This is a genomic window from Microbacterium sp. CSI-V (assembly GCF_001984105.1).
Taxonomy (GTDB): domain Bacteria; phylum Actinomycetota; class Actinomycetes; order Actinomycetales; family Microbacteriaceae; genus Microbacterium.
Genome location: NZ_MTQM01000009.1, coordinates 1,001,618 through 1,018,212, shown reverse-complemented (window position 1 = coordinate 1,018,212; position 16,595 = coordinate 1,001,618). Strand labels below are relative to the sequence as shown.

The 16,595-nt window shown below is 73.6% G+C and carries 18 protein-coding genes; 7 read left to right on the top strand and 11 right to left on the bottom strand.

All coding sequences use genetic code 11. The features are described from left to right. Positions 1–45 precede the first annotated feature (45 nt). From CSIV_RS15755 to CSIV_RS15735, 5 genes are all read right to left on the bottom strand, one after another. A complete protein-coding gene (locus CSIV_RS15755; RefSeq protein ID WP_077052283.1) occupies positions 46–1,527 on the bottom strand; it encodes an MFS transporter in 1,482 nt (493 codons plus the stop codon). Positions 1,528–1,662: 135 nt separating this feature from the next. Continuing rightward, positions 1,663–3,216, bottom strand: a complete 1,554-nt coding sequence (locus CSIV_RS15750; protein WP_077052282.1) for a carboxylesterase/lipase family protein — start codon at positions 3,214–3,216, stop codon at positions 1,663–1,665. Between the two features lie 8 nt (positions 3,217–3,224). Further along, positions 3,225–3,902: a GAP family protein gene (locus CSIV_RS15745; protein WP_077052281.1), complete on the bottom strand. Its 678-nt coding sequence runs from the start codon at positions 3,900–3,902 to the stop codon at positions 3,225–3,227. A gap of 11 nt (positions 3,903–3,913) precedes the next feature. Then, a complete protein-coding gene (locus CSIV_RS15740) occupies positions 3,914–5,629 on the bottom strand; it encodes a hypothetical protein (RefSeq protein ID WP_077052280.1) in 1,716 nt (571 codons plus the stop codon). After that, positions 5,626–6,264, bottom strand: coding sequence for a response regulator (locus CSIV_RS15735; RefSeq protein ID WP_077052279.1), 639 nt, complete (start codon positions 6,262–6,264; stop codon positions 5,626–5,628). Before CSIV_RS15735 ends, CSIV_RS15740 begins: the two co-directional genes overlap by 4 nt. 61 nt (positions 6,265–6,325) lie before the next feature. Between CSIV_RS15735 and CSIV_RS15730 the strand changes: the two genes are divergently transcribed. Genes CSIV_RS15730 through CSIV_RS15720 form a run of 3 tightly spaced genes read left to right on the top strand, consistent with a single transcriptional unit; the run spans position 6,326 to position 8,865 of the window. Further along, positions 6,326–7,948, top strand: coding sequence for an SDR family oxidoreductase (locus CSIV_RS15730; protein ID WP_077052278.1), 1,623 nt, complete (start codon positions 6,326–6,328; stop codon positions 7,946–7,948). Between the two features lie 9 nt (positions 7,949–7,957). Continuing rightward, entirely contained in the window at positions 7,958–8,440 is a 483-nt protein-coding gene (locus CSIV_RS15725) for a MogA/MoaB family molybdenum cofactor biosynthesis protein (protein WP_077052277.1), read from the top strand. Continuing rightward, the gene (locus tag CSIV_RS15720) at positions 8,437–8,865 is read left to right on the top strand and encodes a molybdenum cofactor biosynthesis protein MoaE (RefSeq protein WP_077052276.1); all 429 of its coding nucleotides are present in this window, start codon (positions 8,437–8,439) and stop codon (positions 8,863–8,865) included. Before CSIV_RS15725 ends, CSIV_RS15720 begins: the two co-directional genes overlap by 4 nt. Before the next feature lie 21 nt (positions 8,866–8,886). Here the strand turns inward: CSIV_RS15720 and CSIV_RS15715 are convergent, their stop codons facing one another. The 6 genes from CSIV_RS15715 to moaA all read right to left on the bottom strand — a co-directional run bounded on the left by CSIV_RS15715 (position 8,887) and on the right by moaA (position 13,432). Next, on the bottom strand, positions 8,887–9,561 hold the full coding sequence (locus CSIV_RS15715) for a hypothetical protein (protein WP_077052275.1): 675 nt from the start codon (positions 9,559–9,561) through the stop codon (positions 8,887–8,889). A gap of 119 nt (positions 9,562–9,680) precedes the next feature. Continuing rightward, positions 9,681–9,917, bottom strand: coding sequence for a MoaD/ThiS family protein (locus tag CSIV_RS15710; protein ID WP_083735174.1), 237 nt, complete (start codon positions 9,915–9,917; stop codon positions 9,681–9,683). Further along, positions 9,914–10,393 carry a cyclic pyranopterin monophosphate synthase MoaC gene (gene moaC, locus CSIV_RS15705; protein ID WP_077052274.1) on the bottom strand — a complete coding sequence of 160 codons (480 nt, stop codon included), beginning with the start codon at positions 10,391–10,393 and terminating at the stop codon, positions 9,914–9,916. Before moaC ends, CSIV_RS15710 begins: the two co-directional genes overlap by 4 nt. Continuing rightward, positions 10,390–11,613 (bottom strand): molybdopterin molybdotransferase MoeA, encoded by a 1,224-nt coding sequence (locus CSIV_RS15700; protein ID WP_077052273.1) that lies wholly within the window; start codon positions 11,611–11,613, stop codon positions 10,390–10,392. Before CSIV_RS15700 ends, moaC begins: the two co-directional genes overlap by 4 nt. Then, the gene (locus CSIV_RS15695; protein WP_077052272.1) at positions 11,610–12,380 is read right to left on the bottom strand and encodes a HesA/MoeB/ThiF family protein; all 771 of its coding nucleotides are present in this window, start codon (positions 12,378–12,380) and stop codon (positions 11,610–11,612) included. Before CSIV_RS15695 ends, CSIV_RS15700 begins: the two co-directional genes overlap by 4 nt. Further along, a complete protein-coding gene (gene moaA, locus CSIV_RS15690; RefSeq protein WP_077052271.1) occupies positions 12,377–13,432 on the bottom strand; it encodes a GTP 3',8-cyclase MoaA in 1,056 nt (351 codons plus the stop codon). The genes CSIV_RS15695 and moaA overlap by 4 nt, the downstream gene beginning before the upstream one ends. 70 nt (positions 13,433–13,502) lie before the next feature. Between moaA and CSIV_RS15685 the strand changes: the two genes are divergently transcribed. The 4 genes from CSIV_RS15685 to CSIV_RS15670 all read left to right on the top strand — a co-directional run bounded on the left by CSIV_RS15685 (position 13,503) and on the right by CSIV_RS15670 (position 16,579). After that, positions 13,503–13,898: a TOBE domain-containing protein gene (locus tag CSIV_RS15685; RefSeq protein ID WP_077052270.1), complete on the top strand. Its 396-nt coding sequence runs from the start codon at positions 13,503–13,505 to the stop codon at positions 13,896–13,898. A gap of 91 nt (positions 13,899–13,989) precedes the next feature. Continuing rightward, positions 13,990–14,754 carry a molybdate ABC transporter substrate-binding protein gene (gene modA, locus CSIV_RS15680; protein WP_077052269.1) on the top strand — a complete coding sequence of 255 codons (765 nt, stop codon included), beginning with the start codon at positions 13,990–13,992 and terminating at the stop codon, positions 14,752–14,754. Further along, complete coding sequence (gene modB / locus CSIV_RS15675) at positions 14,751–15,533, top strand: molybdate ABC transporter permease subunit (protein WP_077052268.1); 783 nt, start codon at positions 14,751–14,753, stop codon at positions 15,531–15,533. The genes modA and modB overlap by 4 nt, the downstream gene beginning before the upstream one ends. Beyond that, the gene (locus CSIV_RS15670) at positions 15,530–16,579 is read left to right on the top strand and encodes a sulfate/molybdate ABC transporter ATP-binding protein (RefSeq protein ID WP_238592391.1); all 1,050 of its coding nucleotides are present in this window, start codon (positions 15,530–15,532) and stop codon (positions 16,577–16,579) included. Before modB ends, CSIV_RS15670 begins: the two co-directional genes overlap by 4 nt. Positions 16,580–16,595: the final 16 nt, after the last annotated feature.

Here is a 16,595-nt window from a genome sequence, read left to right as displayed (position 1 = left end):
GCGCCCCGCGGGCGACGATTCCTGGCGACTCGCGCGGAGAGCGGATCAGCCGCGGCGGATGGCGAGCGGCATCGTCGAGGTGTCAATGAGCGGGTCCTCGTCCTGACGGGCCACGACCGCCTCCGCCTCGGCGGGCGTCTCGACGGCGGGCACCGAGCCCAGCAGCGGTCGACGCGCGGTCTCGCGCATCGCGAACAGCGCCACCAGGCCCAACGCGGCGAAGAACATGATGTAGAACGCGGGCATGAGCGTGTTGCCCGTCCACTCGATGAGCGCCTGGCTGAACAGCGGCGTCGTGCCGCCGAACAGGGACACCGCGATGTTGTACGCCACGGCCATCGCTCCGAAGCGCGACGCGGTGGGGAAGAGGGCGGGCAGAGCGGATGCCGAGATCGCGACGTAGAACGCCACCGGCACCGCCGCGAGGGTCAGGGCGATCATCACGGCCCACAGCTCGCCGATCTGCATGATGAGGAACGCGGGGACGAGCAGCACGATCGCCGAACCGGCCGCGATCGCGTAGACGGGCTTCCGTCCGATCCGGTCGCTGAGCCTGCCGATGAGGGGGAGGGTCGCCGACATCACCAGCAGGACGGGAACCGTGGCCACCGCCGCGCCGAGGTTGGAGATGCCCACCTCCTTCTCGAGGTACGTGGGCATGTAGCTCGTGAGCGCGTAGCCGGCGGTGTTGGTCGCGGCGACCAGCGCGATGCCGATGAGCAGCGCGCGCCAGTGATGGCGGACGATGCCCCGCAGGCCCTGACGCGCCATCGGATCGTCCGAACCGGTCTCCTGCGCGGCCTCGGCGGCGTGCGTCTGCTCGAACGACGGCGTCTCGGGGATGCGCAGGCGGAAGTAGATCGCGACGATCCCGAGGGGGATCGCCAGCAGGAACGGGATCCGCCAGCCGTAGTCGACCATCGCGTTCTCGCCTGAGACCGCGGTGGTGATCGCGGTCGTCACGGCGACCGCCGACGCGCCCGCGGCGAAACCGACGTACGAGCCCACGTCCAGCCAGGACGACCAGAAGCCGCGTGTGCGATCCGGCGAGAACTCCGAGACGTAGGTCGTCGCGCCGGCGTACTCGCCGCCGGTCGAGAAGCCCTGGACCATCTTCAGCAGGTACAGCGGCACGATCGCCCACAGCCCGATCGCGGAGGAGGTGGGCAGGATGCCGATGAGCGCGGTGGCCGTGGCCATCATCGCCATCGTCAGGAACAGCACCTTCTGCCGCCCGATGCGGTCGCCGAGCGGGCCGAGCACGAACCCGCCGAACGGGCGGACGAGGAAGGAGATCGCGAAGCCCAGCAGCGTCACCAGCAGGCCCCACGGCTCGGGCAGGTCGGAGGTGAAGACAACGGCCAACGTCACGGCCAGGTAGCCGTAGATGCCGAAGTCGAACCACTCCATGAAGTTGCCGACGACGGTGCCGCCGATGGCGGTGCGCACACGCTTCTTGTCGACGACGATGACGTCGTCGACCTCGAGTCGAGGGGTTCCGGATGCCGCGGGGGGAAGCTGGCTCATACCTCCACCCCTACCGCGATCGGCGCGCGTTTTCCAGTCGAGGTCGGTCGCCGCCCGGGTGTGTTAGCCCGCGTGAGTCGCCAGGATGTGTCGCTCAGGATGGCCCTCAGGCGACGAATCCTGGCGACTCACGCGTCAAGAGAACGACAGGATGTTGTCACCCCACGCGCGCCGCAGCTCGCCGTCGAGGTCGTCGACGACGACATCGTGGCGGTCGATCACGAGGGTCGCGCGGGTGTCTCCCTCGTCGGCGGCGAACACCGGCCACGCGGGGGCATCGGGCGCCGACGGCTCGTCGCCGTGCGCGAACGCGGTCCAGCGCGCCTGCATCCGCGCCGAGATCAGTTCCGCCACCCGTCGACCGCCGAGACGGAAGGTGAGGTCCTTCGGGCCGCTCACGAGATTGCCCCACAGGTAGGGCAGCTCGGTGGCGTGCGTGGCACCGAGGCCGATGAGGCGCAGGAACGGCGAGGCGTGGTCGAAGCGGTACAGGTACACCGGTGCGACGGTGGAGTGGCCCTCGGCGACCCACAGCGTGGGCAGCCGGAAGCCGATGTCGCGCGCCACCCCCAGCCCGATCGCGCGGTGACGGACGTGCTCGTACGCGGTGAGCACCTGCTCTCGGGTCGGCAGCTCGACACCGGTGTTCTCGGCCGCCATGTCGGCGAACATCTGGTCGATCCGGTCGCCCGTGATGGGGATCAAGGGCGACTTCATGAACGAGAACAACGAGGCCTCGTCCTTGTTCGTCCCGATCATCACCGGCACGGGGATGCCGCGGCCCGCGCGGAGCGCGTCGATCGGGGCCTCCGGGAGCAGATCGCCGTCGACGACGGGCGCGAACGCGAGGGTGCCCGGGTCGGTGGTGGGGACCTCGGCGTACACGGCCTTGCCCGCGGCCACGATCGCCTCGACCGAGGCGGAGCGGACGGCGGAGGCCGCGCCGGCGTCATCGGGGTCGATGCCGAGCTGGGTGAGGAAGCTGCGGGCCACTTTTTGCGCCCGCGTCGTGCCGTACACGCTCGAGGCCGGGGACGACTGCGCGATCGCGCGGTGGAACAGACCCCGCGCGGACGGTGTCGCCAGGAGGGTGGTCACCAGCCCGCCGCCCGCCGACTCGCCGAACACCGTGACCCGGTCGGGGTCGCCGCCGAAGGACGCGACGTTGCGCTTCACCCAGCGCAGCGCCAGCAGCACGTCCTTCAGCGCCAGGTTGCCGTCGAAGCCGCCGTCGGGCACCGCGCCCGAGAGGTCGAGGAAGCCGAGGGCGCCCAGACGGTAGTTGACCGTGACCACGACGACCTCGCCCGTGGACACCATCGACGTGGCGTCGTACAGGGGCTGGCTCGACGACCCGAAGGTGTAGGCGCCGCCGTGCAGCCACACCATGACCGGCCGGGGCGACTCCGCCGAGGCGGCCGGTGCCCACACGTTCAGGGACAGGCAGTCCTCGTCCTCCACCGCCGCATCGCCGAGCGGCACGGCGGGGTTCAGGGGCTGGGGACAGACGGGGCCGAAGGCGGTGGCATCCACCTCTCCCTCGGCATCCGGGGCGGGGAGGGGGTCGCGCCAGCGGCGATCGCCCGTGGGGGCGACGGCGAAACGGATGCCGCGCCACGAAAGTACCGAGCGGTCGAGGAGGCCCCGGAAGGTTCCGGCGGGAGCGGTGACGGTGACGGGAGCGTCCATGGGGGTCCTCACGCGGTGAGCTGGCGGATCAGATGGGCGGCCTCGGTCGAGGCCAGGACCGCGAAGAGCACGGTCATGATGACGGCATTGTGGGCGATCATCTCGTCCTTGAGGCGGCGCAGCGCCGCACCGACGCCGGGCAGCCCGGTCGCGGCGAGCACCGTGGGGACGATGAGCGTCAGCGATCCCGCCACAGCGAGCGCGACGCACAGCAGCACCGTCGCCGCCATCGGAAGGTGCGCCGCCCCCAGGACCGCGCCGCCCTTGAGCTCGAGGGGGATGTTCTTGCTGTTGGTCGCCGCCATCAGCAGGCCGAGACCGGCCGCGCGCGCCGGCGTGATGGCATCCACCGCGGCGAGCCACCCGGGCGTCGGGGGCGCGGTCCCCGGCTTCGGGCGTCCGAGCCAGCTCACGAGGGCGAAGGCGGCGAAGCCCACCGTGAGCAGCGCCGTGAGGATCAGGACGACGATCTTGCCCCCGCTCCCGTGGGACGCGGAGGACGCACCGGCGGACGTGATCGCGCCCACGGCCACCACCGCGAGGGTCACGGCGAGGAACGCGCCCGTGTAGGCGGGCGCAGCGGTGCGGCCGCGGGCCGAGAGCAGGATCGCGACGACGGCGACGATCGGCAGCGGCGAGATCGCCATGCCGACCGCGAGGGGCAGGAGGGAGGAGAGTTCGGACATCGGCGCCGACGCTACGCTCGGCGGTCGACCCGATCGCCGGAATGTTCGGTCCACACGACAGAACCCGCCGTCGCAGGGTCGTGGGCGACCAGGAAAAGCGCTTCGAGCTCCGCGTCCCCGCCGCGCGCCGCCAGACGGGCGCCCAGGCGGCCGGCCCGCGAGCCCGGCCTCAGGCGCGCCCCCGCGACCGGGGTGCCCGGCGAGATCACTCGCACGCGGAGACGCGGACCGGCCGCTGTCGCCGTGAGACGTACCTCGACGCGCGCGGTCCGCACGCGCGCGTGCTTGGCGGCGTTGAGCAGACCCTCGGCCACGACGTCGATGACATCGTCGGCGAGCGCGGGGTCGGCGTTCAGCGCGGCGGCCGCGTCGTCGGCGACCTCCCCCTCGACGGGCATCGCCGCCCCCCAGGTCCGGAGCAGGGGCGCGAGGGAGGTCGCGCGCGGGCCGGGGGTGTCGAACACGCTCCGCACGGCGGCCGCGAGCGGAAGCATCCCGGCGCGGAATCCGGCCACCTCGGCGGGGCCGGCATCCGGATGCCGCAGCGTGAAGTGCACCGCCGCGCCCTGGGCGTCGGCGTGCACGAGGTCGGCAGCGCGGTGCAGGCCCGCCCGGACCCGGCGCGTGCCGAGGTCGTCGGCGCGTCCCCGATCCGCGATCGCACTCGACAGCCGCCGGCGTTCCACCCGGAGGCGGTGGAGTCCGCTACGACCCAGGGCGAGCGCGAGGGCGAGCGCCGGGTAGGTCAGGGCGGGTACGGCCGCGAGCGGCAGCGTGACGCCCTGCAGCATCGCGACGGCTGTGAGGGCCAGCCCGACGAGCACGGCGGATGCGATGAAGACGAGGGCCCGGGCCCGGGGACGTCGAGCGAGCGGGGGCACCCGGGCGACGAGGTCGGCCGCCGACCCGCACGCGAGGGCCCCGATCAGCCCGAGCAGGAGGTCCCCCGGGGCGACGCTGCGAAGGGCGTAGGGGAGGACGGCGACCCCGTACAGCAGTGCTGCCGTCCCGATGGGCGGGAGGCGCAGGGAGAGCGGCGTCCGCACCGGCGGGCGGTCATCCACGAGCCCGCCGGCGAACGGGGTCGTGGGCGCTTCGTCGGCGCGCGCGGAGAGGTCGCGCGCGTGGGTGCGGAGAGCGGATGCCAGGGCGCGGACATCCGCGACGGTGTCCGGTCGCGTCGTCTCGAGGGTGTCCGCGACGGCCGCGACCGCGGCTCGGGCCTCGGCGGTGTAGCGGCGCACGCGCGCAGCGCCGTCGTCCCACTGCGCGAGGACCTGGGCGAGCAGGGCATTGGTCTCGCGAGTCGAACGGACGATGTCGACGAGGACGGCGGTCGCCACCAGGGCGATCGTCCACACCAGGAGATTCGTGGCCGCACGCAACGGAGCATCCGCCGGGGGCAGCACGGCGAGTCCGGCGGCGTGCGAGATCGCGTCCAGCAGGAGGGGGCGGCCGAGGGCGGTGGCGACGAGCGCCCCGGCCACGAGCGACGCTCGTGCGCGCGGGCGGCCGAGGGCGCGCTCGGCCAGCCCCACCCCGATCCACACGGCGCAGGAGATCGCCGCCGTCACCGTCGCGACCAGAGCACGTTCGGCGGGCGACAGCCCCGCGGGGAGCGGCGCCAGGACGGTCAGCGACACCGCGGCGATCGCGACGAAGGTCCAGCGCGTGACGAACCGGCCGCCGGAGAGCGCACGGTCCACCGCGCGCAGCAGCGTCCTCACCCGACGGGGCCGAATTCGGCGAGGTACAGCGCGCTCGCCCGGACGCGCGGGTTCGTGCCCGCGGCGCCGAGGCCGAGACGCGAGAAGATGCGGCTCACGGCACGCTCGACCGCGCGCGTCGTCGTGCCCCGCTCGCGCGCGATCTGCTCGTTCGACCATCCGCGCGCGACGAGGGCGAGCACCTCGACCTGCCGGCGGGTGAGCCCGGCCAGCGGGGAGGCGCGCTGCGGCACCGGGGGAGCGGGCGGTGTCGTCGTGCGAAGCGCCGCCTCGATGGCATCCACCACGACGTCGGCGGAACTGACGTCGAGCTTGGACACGAACACCGCGCGGGTCGGGCCGGGGCGTCCGGCACCCGCGACCGCGCCCGGGAAGCTGCTGAGGAAGACGACGGCGAGGTGCGGGGCGAGGCCGGTGAGCATCGTGGCCAGTTCGACGCCGGAGGGGCGCGACCCGAGGTCGATGTCGGTCACCAGCACATCGGGATCCGTGTCCGTGAAAAGGCCGGTCGCCTCGGCGGCGTCGGCCGCGCCGGTGACCTCGAAACCGCGGTGCGCGAGCATGTCGCACAGCAGGACACGCATCGCCGGTTGATCTTCCACGACGAGCACGCGACGCACCCACGCGGTCTCCACGCACTCACACTATCGACGTCAAGCCCCCTCGGATGTCGGGGGCCGGGCGTACCTTTTCGGCATGAGCGAGCTGTCCGCCCCCACCGGTCGTGAACCCGCGCTCGTCGCGCAGCCCCGCCCCGACGGGTCCGCGCCGCGCGCGCTCGTCCTCGGCGCGACCGGCTATCTCGGCGGGCGTCTCGTGCCCCGCCTCCTCTCGGCCGGTTACCGGGTGCGGGTGCTCGCCCGCGACGCCCGGCGCGTCGAGGCGTTCCCCTGGGGCCACGACGTCGAAGCAGTGGAGGGCGACGCGACCGACGCGGCGGCGGTCGCCCGTGCCGTCGACGGCGTCGACGTGCTCTACTACCTCATCCACTCGATGGGCGGCGGGCGCGACTTCGAGGACACCGACCGTCGCGCGGCGCGCACCGTCGCCGACGCCGCCGCGGCGGCATCCGTCTCCCGCATCGTGTACCTCGGCGGGCTGCACCCCGACGACGCGCCGCTGTCGGCGCACCTGCGCTCGCGCGTCGAGGTGGGTGAGATCCTGCTCGCCAGCGGCGTGCCCGCGCTCGTGCTGCAGGCCGGCGTCGTGATCGGTTCGGGGTCGGCGTCGTTCGAGATGGTGCGGCACCTCACCGACGTCCTGCCCTACATGCCGGCGCCGAAGTGGGTGCGCAACCGCATCCAGCCGATCGCCGTGCGCGACGTGCTGCACTACCTGCTCGGCGCCGCGCGCGTGGCTCCCAACGTCAACCGTGCCGTTGACATCGGCGGGCCCGACGTGCTGCGCTACGGGCAGATGATGAACGGCTACGCCCTCGAGGCGGGGCTGCACCAGCGCGCCATCGCGTCGCTGCCCGTCCTCACGCCGCGCCTGGCGTCGCACTGGGTGAACCTCGTGACCCCCATCCCCAAGTCGATCGCGCGCCCGCTCGTGGAGTCGCTGCAGAACGACTGCGTCGTGAAGGACCGCGCGATCGACGACCTCGTGCCGCGCCCCGAGGGCGGGTTGATGCCGTACCGCGAGGCCGTCCGGCGCGCGCTCGGCCGCGTGAACGACGACGCGATCGAGACCAGCTGGCAGGACTCCGAGGTCTCCGGCGCCCCCAGCGACCCGCTCCCCAGCGACCCCGAATGGGCGGGGCGCCTCGTGTACACCGACGAGCGCACCATGCGCACGAGCGCGAGCCCCGCGCAGCTGTGGTCGGTGATCGAGGGCATCGGCGGCGAGAACGGGTGGTACTCCTCACCGCTCCTGTGGGCGATCCGCGGGTGGATGGACCGCCTCGTCGGCGGCGTCGGACTCGCGCGCGGGCGCCGGAGCCGCAGTGTCGTCACCGTCGGCGACGCGCTCGACTTCTGGCGCGTCGAGGCGATCGAGCCCGGTCACCTGCTGCGCCTCCGCGCCGAGATGAAGGTCCCGGGCGGTGCGTGGCTCGAGCTGCGCGCGAGCCCCGAGGGCGAGGGGGCGCGGTTCGACCAGCGCGCACTCTTCTTCCCGACGGGTCTCGCGGGGCGCCTGTACTGGCTGTCGGTCCTGCCGTTCCACGGGCTCATCTTCAGCGGCATGGCACGGCGCATCACCGCGGCCGCCGAGTCGGTGCAGCGTGACGATCCCGAGCCGAAGGCGAAGGCCGGGCGCATCCCGCCGGAGGTTCCCGAGGTCGAGACGATCCCGTCCGCGGCCGACACGCGCGCCTAGGCTGGGACGGTGCCGTACACCGCCCGCGTGATCACCGTGTCCGACCGCTCCGCCGCCGGGCTCCGCGAGGATCGCGGCGGACCGCTGGCGGTGTCGCTCCTGCGCGAGGCGGGGTTCGACTGCGACGACCCCGTCGTCGTGCCCGACGGCGCCGACAACGTCGAGGCCGCCGTGCGCGGAGCGGTCGCGACGGGCGCCGGACTCGTCGTCACCACCGGTGGCACCGGCATCGCGCCCACCGACCGCACGCCCGAGGGCACCGCGCGCGTCCTCGATCGGGAGCTCCCCGGCATCGCCGAGGAACTCCGGCGCCGTGGCCTCGCCGACACCCCGCTCGCGGTGATCTCGCGCGGCCTCGCCGGGATCGTCGACCCCGCGACCCTCGTCGTCAACCTCCCGGGCTCCACGCGCGCCGTGGCATCCGGGATCGCGGTTCTCGCCGAGCTGGCCCCGCACGTCCTCGATCAACTCGCCGGAGGAGACCACTCATGAGCGCCGTCCGCATCGCCCAGCTGTCCGAGGACCCGCTCGACCTCGACGCGCACCTGCGCGCCGTCGAGGACGACGCCTCGGGGGCCGTCACGACGTTCGTCGGGCGCGTCCGCAACACCGACCCGGATGCCACGGATGCCGTCGTCGCGCTCGAGTACAGCGCGCACCCCGACGCGCCCGCCGCGCTGCACCGCATCGCCGAGCAGGCGGCCGCGGGCACCGACGCGATCGTGGCCGTGAGTCACCGCGTCGGCCGGCTCGGCGTGGGCGATGCCGCCGTCATCATCGCGGTGGCCTCGGGTCACCGCGCGGCGGCGTTCGAGGTGTGCCGCACCATCATCGAGACGATCAAGACCGATCTTCCCGTGTGGAAGCGCCAGGTCGAGGCCGACGGCACGACGGCATGGAAGGGTCTCGGCGGGTAGCGGCGAGGCTGAGCCCGCGCGTCATACCTCTGCGAGGCGGGCCTCGCCGGTCGGGCGTCGGGCGATCGTCCGGCGGAGTGCCGAGATCGACGAGGCGATCAGAAGGACGGCTGCGGCGGCAGCTGTTGCCACGGCGATGACCGTCTCGGTGTGCGGTGTGGTGTCGTACGAGGAGCTCCCGACGACGGCCGGGGCGATCACGAAGCAGGCGAAGATGTATCCCGGCACGGTGGTCATCAACAGCAGCGCGGAGGTGAGCGCGGTCGCCGGCGCCGACCGGATGCTCACCGCGACGAGGACGATGAGACCCGCGAAGGCGACGACACTGAAGAGGATGATCGGCCACTGGAGGAACGTGGGCGCCCCGAGGACACCGGAAGCGAGCGCGTGCACACCGGTGAGGCCGAGGCCCACCGCCGTCGACACCGCGGCCATCCTCGAGAGGCCGGGTGCGGGGCCGTGCCCTCGGCCGACGAGCACGAGCACGCCCGCGGCCAGCAGAAGGAATCCCGCCCCGAACCACTGCGCGGCTGCCCCGATGTTCTCCCACGGGTCGGCGGGGTAGGAGTAGTCGAAGAGATGGTCTTCGATCCAGCGATCCCGGCGCGTCCACGTCGTCGGGGCGACCAACCATCGTTCGGCTGCGGCGATGCACTGCAGAGCAGCCGACCCGAGCAGGAATGCGGCCGCACTCACCTGCCTGCGCGGATCTACGGCCGGTCGAAAGAGGATCCTCCCCATGGCAGCAGGCTACGGCTGATGCATGCGGCACGGGTTGAACATCGGGTGACGCGTGAGCACGGCCACCCGAGGTGTCACCCGCCGGCGAACGGCGGCAGCACGTCGACGTGCGCGACCCCGGCGAGGGGCGCGTCGTCGTCGCGGCGCTCGCCGTCGACGAGCACGGCGCAACGGTCCAGGATGCCGGCGAGCGCGGGGTGGTCGGCGAGCACCGCCGCGCGCAGCGCCGCGAGCGAGGATTCCCCGCGGTCCTCGGCATCCGCTCCCGCCGCCTCCGCCGCGGCGGCGAAATAGCGCACCCGCACGCTCACGCGGGCTCCCCGGGACGGTGCCAGTCGCCGGACTTGCCTCCGGTCTTGGCGACGATGCGCACGTTCTCGATGAACGTGCCCTTGTCGAGACCCTTCACCATGTCGACGATCGCGAGGGCGGCGACCGAGACGCTCGTGAGCGCCTCCATCTCGACTCCGGTGCGGTCGGCGGTGCCGACGGTGGCCTCGATCTCGACGCCGTCGTCGACGATCTCGAGATCGACCGAGGCGCGGTGCACGCCGATCACGTGCGCGAGGGGCAGAAGCGTCGGCGTCGACTTCGCAGCCTGGATGCCGGAGATCCGCGCCACGGCCAGCACATCGCCCTTCGGTGCCGTCCCGTCGCGGAGGGCGGCGACCACCTCGGGTGCGCACCGGACGAACCCGCGCGCGGTGGCGGTGCGGACGGTGGGCTGCTTGGCGGTGACGTCGACCATGCGGGCGTGGCCCGCGGCATCCAGGTGGGTGAAGGTCATGGAATCAGCATGACATCGACGGGATCGCCGACGGCGACGGAGGACACCTCGGCCGGGACGATCGCGAACGCCTCGGCGCGCGCGAGGGATGCCGCGAGGTGCGAGCCGGAGCCGCCCGCGGTGGCGGGGCGAACCGTGCCTTCGACGAGGTCGATCGCGGCGGGGAGGTACTGGCGGCGACCGGGCGGGGTCTTCCACGGCTCGGACGCGGTGAGCCGGGCGCGACGGCGGTCGACGGCGGTGCCGCCCTGGAGTGCGAGGAGGGCGGGGCGGACGAACACCTCGAACGACACCGCGACGCTCACGGGGTTGCCGGGGAGTCCGAACACGAGGCGGCCGTCGTCGAGCACGCCGAACGCCTGCGGCTTTCCGGGCTGCATCGCGACCTTCACGAAGGCGATCCTCTCGGAGAGGGCCTGGCGCACCGGCTCGTACGCCCCCGCGCTCACACCGCCCGTGAAGATGACGACGTCGACACCGGCCGCGTGTTCGAGGAGAGCGTCGATCGCGTTGCGGTCATCGGTGAGCTGCGCGGAGACGACGACCTCGGCGTCGGCGTCCGCGACGAGGGAGGCCAAGAGGGTGGAGTTCGAGTCGGGCGTCTGACCGCGGCCCGGAGCGATTCCCGGCGGCACGAGTTCGCTTCCCGTCGACACCACGGCGACCCGCGGCCGGCGGCGCACCTCGACGCGGTCGACGCCCGCGGCCGCGGCGGCCGCGAGCGCGTACGGTCCCAGCCGCTCGCCCGCCGCCAGCACGACGTCGTCCGTGCGCACGTCGCCTCCGCGGCGGCGGATGAACGCCCCCGCGGCGGCGGGCGCACGCCGCACCTCGACGGTGCCGAGCGAGTCGGCGAGGCCGCCCGTGGTGTCCTCGAACGGGACGATGGCGTCGGCGCCGGTGGGTACGGGCGCACCTGTCATGATCCGCACCGTTTCGCCCGGGCCGAACGCCGGATCGTCGTCGGATCCCGCCGGCAGGTCGGCGACCACTCGCAGTGACGCGGGGGAATCGGCATCCGCGCCCTCGACGTCGGCGAAACGCACGGCGAACCCGTCCATCGAGGAGTTGTCGTCGCCGGGGAGGTCGTGGCGGGCGTGCACGTCCGCGGCGAGCGTACGGCCCGCAGCCTCGGCGAGCGAGACGGTCTCGACGGGCAGAGGCTCCACGGCGGCGAGGACGCGCGCGCGGTGCTCTTCGACGGTGAGCAGATCGGTCACGGGGCCCTCCGGGGCGCGAGCGGGACGATGTCGTGGCGGGAGCGCAGGGCGTCGATGACGACGAGGCGTCCGAGGAGTGGTTCGCCCGCGCCGGTGATCAGCTTGATCGCCTCGGTGGCGAGCAGCCCGCCCACCTGCACGCACAGCGCGCCGAGCACGCCCACCTGCGCGCACGTCGGCGGCTCCCCGACCGAGTCGGGCGGGAACACGTCGCCGAGCGTCACCGGCGCGTACCCCTCGGGCGGCCGCGACCAGAACACGGTGGCCTGGGCCGACCACTCCTGCACGGCGCCCCACACCAGCGGCATCCCGAGCTCGTCGGTCGCGGATGCCACGGCGCTGCGGGTGTCGAACGTATCGCTGCCGTCGATGACGACGTGGGCTCCGCCGAGGAGATCCCGGGCGTTCTGGGGGGTGAGGCGGGAGTTCTCCTCGCGCACGTGCGTGAGGGGCGAGAGGTCGTGGATCGCCCGGGCGGCGGATGACGTCTTGGGCGCGCCGATGTCGTCCACGCGGTGCATCAGTTGACGCTGCAGGTTCGTGCGCTCGACGACGTCGTCGTCGATCACGATGAGTTCGCCGACACCGGCCGCGGCGAGGGCGAGCAGCACGGGCGACCCGAGTCCCCCCGCGCCGACGACCGCGATGCGGGCGGCCGCGAGCCGGCGCTGACCTTCTTCGCCGATCCCGGCCAGGACGGCGTGCCGGGCCGTGCGGATGAGTTCTTCGGGGGCGAGGGAGGCCACCGGTTCGACGAGCGGGATCATCCGCCGATCGCGCTCATCGTGCGCTCCGGCTGGACGAAGTCGGCACGCGCAAGCCCGACGCGGTCGGAACCGTGGGCGCGGGGCTTGCGCCACATGGCATCCCGCCAGATCTGTGCGAGGTCGGCGTCGCTCGCGCCGTCGCGCAGCGCCGTGAGCAGGTCGGTCTCCTCGTGCGAGAAGAGGCACGAGCGGACCCGGCCGTCGGCGGTGACGCGCGTGCGCGTGCACGCGGCGCAGAACGGCTCGGTGACCGAGGAGATGATGCCGACGTGCCCGGCGAGCGTGCGGTCGCCGCGGCGCCGCACTTCCCACCGTTCGGCCGGTGCCGCGCCCCGACCGCGGGGGTCGGCGGCGAGGTCGAACACGTCCTCGAGGGCGGCGCGGATCTCGCGGGCCGGCACGACCTGCGTCTCGGTCCACGACCGGTCGCCGTCGAGCGGCATGTCCTCGATGAAGCGCATCTCGTAGCCGTGGGTCACCGCCCAATCCACCAGCGGCACGATCTCGGTGTCGTTGATCCCGCGCAGCAGCACCGCGTTGATCTTGATGGGCCCGAGGCCCACGGCCTGGGCCGCCTCGAGCCCCGCGAGCACCTTGTCGAGGTGCGGGCGGCGGGTGAGCTCGGCGAAGGTCTCGGGGTGCAGCGTGTCGAGCGAGGCGTTCAGGCGCGTGAGCCCGGCGTCCTTGAGCGCCCGCGCACGGCGGTCGAGCCCCACGGCGTTCGTCGTCATCGCGATCGGCAGATCGGGGTGATCGAAGCGGATGCGGGCGATGACGTCCTCGAGGTCCTTGCGCACGAGCGGTTCGCCGCCCGTGAGGCGCAGCTCCTCGGCCCCGAGGGCGCGGACGGCGACGCGGACGATGCGCGCGATCTCCTCGCCGGTCATCAGCTGCTGCTGCGGCATCCACGGCAGACCCTCGGCCGGCATGCAGTACGTGCAGCGCAGATTGCACTTGTCGATCACCGACACGCGCAGGTCGCGGGCGACGCGGCCGAACCGGTCCAGCAGACCCCCCTCGCGAGGGGCTCCGGTCTCGCGCACGGCATCCATGGGTCGAGCCTAGGCGAGTGGGGGAGGCCCGGGGTCGCTGTGCGAGGGGTCGCGGCGCTAGCGTCATGACATGCCGAACACCTTCCGCATCGCGCCCGCCGCGCGGCTGCTCGGAGTGAGCGACGACACCGTGCGCCGCTGGATCGACCAGGGGCTCCTCCCCACCACCGGCGCCACGCCCACGGAGATCCCCGGCGAGGCGCTCGCCGCCCGCGCCGTCGCCCTCGCCGACGAGCCCGACGACCCCACCGGGGTGTCCTCGAGCGCCCGCAACCGGTTCGTCGGCATCGTCACGCGTGTGCGGGTCGACGGGGTGATGGCGCAGGTCGATCTGCAGTGCGGTCCGCACCGCGTGGTCTCGCTCATGTCGGCCGAAGCGGCCGAGGAGCTCGCTCTCGAGCCCGGCGCTCTGGCGGTCGCCTCGGTGAAGGCGACGGTCGTGACAGTCGAGACCCCCCGCGCCTGAGATCTCGCGAATACGGCTTCCATCGGCCCTATGGTCCGCAGATGAGGAACAATGGATGCCGCGGCCGTCGGTGTCGCCGAAAGGACCCCTCATGCGACGCCCCCTCCGCCTCACCGCGCTCCTCGCCGCCGGCGCCCTGCTCGCCGGCTGCGCCGCTCCGGCCGCGTCGTCCGCTCCCGCGGCATCCGCCGACGGACTCTCCGGCACCGTCGAGGTGTACGCGGCGGCGTCGCTGCAGCGGTCGTTCGACCAGATCGCCCGGGCGTTCGAGACCCGGCACCCCGGCGTCACGGTGACCGCGGTGTACGACGGCTCCAGCACGCTGGCCACCCAGATCGGCGAGGGAGCGCCCGCCGACGTCTTCGCCTCGGCCGACGAGAAGAACATGGCGAAGGTCGCCGACCGGGCACCCGAGCCGCGGATCTTCGCGGGCAACACCCTGGTCATCGCGGTGCCGACCGGCAACCCCGGGAAGGTGCAGAGCCTCGCCGACCTGGCGCGCGTGACGACCGTGCTGTGCGCGGCGGAGGTGCCGTGCGGCGCCGCATCGCAGACGTTGCTGTCGAACGCCGGTGTCACAGTGACCCCGGCCAGCGCCGAGCAGAACGTCACGGCCGTGCTCACCAAGGTCGCCGCCGGCGAGGCGGACGCGGGCCTGGTGTACGCCACCGACGTGGTGGGTCGCACCGACGTCGCCTCGATCGTGCCGGAGGGGGCGGATGCCGTGGTCAACCGCTACCCGATCGCCGCGCTGGCCGATGCTCCGAACCCCGCCGCGGCGGCCGAGTTCGTCGACTTCGTGCTCTCGGCGGACGGGCAGGAGATCCTCGCCGACGCGGGGTTCCGGGCTCCGTGAGAGGGGCGGGCTACGTTCCCCGCTGGCTGATCGTGCCGGCGGTGGTCGGGCTGCTCTTCCTCCTCGTCCCGCTCACCGCGCTCGTCGCGCGGGTGGAATGGTCCACGCTGATCGCCGACGTCACCTCACCGACGGCGCTGCAGGCTCTCGGCCTGTCCCTGGGCACCGGGGCGGTGGCGACGCTCGTGTGCGCGGCCGTCGGCATCCCGCTCGCCCTTCTCCTCGCGCGCAGCTCCCCCCGGACCGCGGCGCTCCTCCGGGCGCTCGTGACGGTTCCGCTCGTGCTCCCGCCGATGGTCGGCGGCGTCGCGCTCCTCTACCTCTTCGGCCGCAACGGCTGGTTCGGCGCGCTGGGCCTGCCGTTCACCACGACCGCGGTCGTGCTCGCGCAGGTGTTCGTGGCCCTGCCGTTCCTCGTGCTCGCCGTGGAGGGGGCGCTGCGCAGCACGGGCGTCGAGATCGAGCGGACCGCGGCCTCCCTCGGTGCCTCGCGGGTGACGATCCTGCGGCGGGTGACCCTGCCTCTGGCCGCGCCGGGCATCGTCGCCGGCATCGTGCTGTGCTTCGCCCGCGCGATCGGCGAGTTCGGCGCCACCGCCCTGTTCGCCGGCAACCGCCCGGGCGTCACGCAGACCATGCCCCTCGCGATCTACACCGCGTTCAACGGTGGCGGCGTCGGCCAGGGCACCGCGGTCGCGCTCGCGCTCCTGCTGCTGGTGACGGCGATCGCGGTGCTGCTGCTCGTCCGCGGCTGGCGGCCGGCCGTGGGGGCATCGTGAGCGCCGCGCTGTCCGCGCACGTCGTGGTGCAGCGGCGGGCGTTCCGCGTGGACGTCGCGTTCGACGTCGCCCCGGGGGAGACGCTGGCCATCATGGGGCGCAGCGGCGCGGGGAAGTCCACGGTGCTCGAGGCGCTCGCGGGGCTGCAGCGGCTCGACGGCGGCGAGATCGCGCTCGACGGACGCGTGATCGACCGTTTCGCGCCCCCGCGGGTGCGCACCGACCCGATGCGGCGCGGCATCGTGCTGCTCGGGCAGGATGCGCGGCTCTTCCCGCACCTCTCGGTGCGCGAGAACGTCGCCTTCGGTCCGCGCGCGGCCGGCGTCGCGGCCGTCGATGCCCGCGCGGACGCCGACGCGTGGCTCGCCCGTGTCGGGCTCCCGGGGGTCGGGGACCGTCGGCCGGCCGAGCTCTCCGGTGGCGAGCAGCAGCGGGTGGCGGTGGCCCGCGCCCTCGCCGCCCGGCCGCGGGCCGTGCTCCTGGACGAACCGCTCGTCGCGCTGGATGCCGTGACCGCCGCCGAGATCCGCACGATGCTGCGTGATGCCCTCGACGGGGTCACCGCCGTCGCCGTCACCCACGACGCCGTCGACGCCGCGATCCTCGCCGACCGGCTGCTCATCGTCGAGGCGGGGCGGGCGACCCAGCTCGGACCGGTGCGCGAGGTGCTCTCGGCGCCGACGTCCGACGTCGCCGCGCGCATCGCCGGCCTCGAGCGCGTCGGAGGCACGGCCTCCGCCGGAAGCTGGGTGCTCGGCGACGTCCGGCTCGAGTCGACGGATGCCGGATCCCGCGCGCTCGCGGCGGAAACCGGGCGCGCGCTCGCCGCCGTCTTCCGGGCGGCGGACGTACGTGTGGGGGAGTCTGCGGTCAACGCGTGGCGCGCGCGGGTGGTGCGACTGGAGCCGACTCCGACCGGTGTGCGGCTCCTCGCCGGTGTCGGTGCCGCGGAGATCGACGCCGTGGCGGCGGCCGACCTGGCGGCGGGGGACGTCGTGACCCTGTCGATTCCGCCGGATCGCGTGCGGTTCGTCCCCGCATCCTGACGCGCGCGTCACGGCA